This window comes from Methylobacterium iners (genome assembly GCF_022179305.1).
GTDB classification, from domain to species: Bacteria; Pseudomonadota; Alphaproteobacteria; order Rhizobiales; family Beijerinckiaceae; genus Methylobacterium; species Methylobacterium iners.
In genome coordinates, this window is record NZ_BPQP01000167.1 from 1 (window position 1) to 1,115 (window position 1,115).

Consider the following 1,115-nt stretch of genomic DNA (forward strand, 5'->3'; position numbering starts at 1 on the left):
CCGTTACCTCATCAAGCCGCACCTGACCCTGGCATGAGTAAGGCAGACCGCGCGGGGCTCATTCCCGCTCGCGGTCACCTTCCGGGGTTGTGGCTTCGCGATCCGTTCGAGCCGAACTTACATACTCAAAGTCTGTCCGGGATGCGCGCAGCGGAGTGTCCGCAAAGCTGCCGAAGAAGGACGTTGCGAGTAGTGCGCGCATACCCCTTTGCCACGGGACGCTGAGCCCGCCCTTCACCATTCAGTTTGTGTCAAGATAACGCACGAAGCGCGGCTGCACCCCGGCGAGGAGTCTTTCAGCGTAAGGCGGAATTTACCCGCTCGACATCTAACAATCTGGTGCGACGAGGACGGCCCCGAAATGACAGACAGGATTGTGAGTGCCGGCAACGAAGCTGCGCGCCTAGAGGCGCTGCGTGCGCTACAGATCATTGGTACGCCGCCTGAGGCGCACTTCGATGCAGTCTGCCGGACTTCGACAATCCTGTTCGATCTGCCCATCGCCCTGGTCTCGCTGATCGAGGAGGATGCGCAATGGTTCAAGGCCAAGTGCGGCTTGGCGGTTGATGGGACCGGACGCGACGTCGCGTTCTGCAGCCACACGGTGCTCTCGGATACCGTCATGGTCGTCGAGGATGCGACGCGGGATGCGCGCTTCTCGCAGAATCCGCTGGTGACCGGCGCACCGGGCATTCGCTTCTATGCCGGTGCGCCACTCATCCTCGGCCCCGGCATTCGGGTCGGCACCTTGTGCGTGATCGATACGCGTCCGCGAACTTTCTCGGAGGCTCAGTGCCGACAGCTTGAGGATCTCGCCACGATCGTCGTGGCCCAGCTGCGGCTTCACGCGGCAAATGCCCAGCATCGTCACGAGATTGCGGCGCGTCAGGAGCATGAAGCGGTCATCGCAAACCAGGCACAGGACCTGGAACAGCACAAGGCGAGCCTTGGGGAAGCCAACCGACTGCTCGTCCTCGCGGAGCAGGTCGCACATGTGGGCCACTGGCACATCGCCTTGCCGTCCCAGACGCTGACCTGGTCCGACGAAGTCTTCCGCATCTACGGCGTGGATCGTACGTCGTTCGAGCCATCGATGGCTGCCGCCATCGATGGCT

Annotated in this window: 1 protein-coding gene; it reads left to right on the forward strand. The window is 62.5% G+C overall.

What is annotated here, in order from left to right; translation table 11 throughout:
- Positions 1-361 precede the first annotated feature (361 nt).
- The coding region (locus MFF55_RS26590; protein WP_238247242.1) for a GAF domain-containing protein at positions 362-1,115 on the forward strand (754 nt) is incomplete at its 3' end.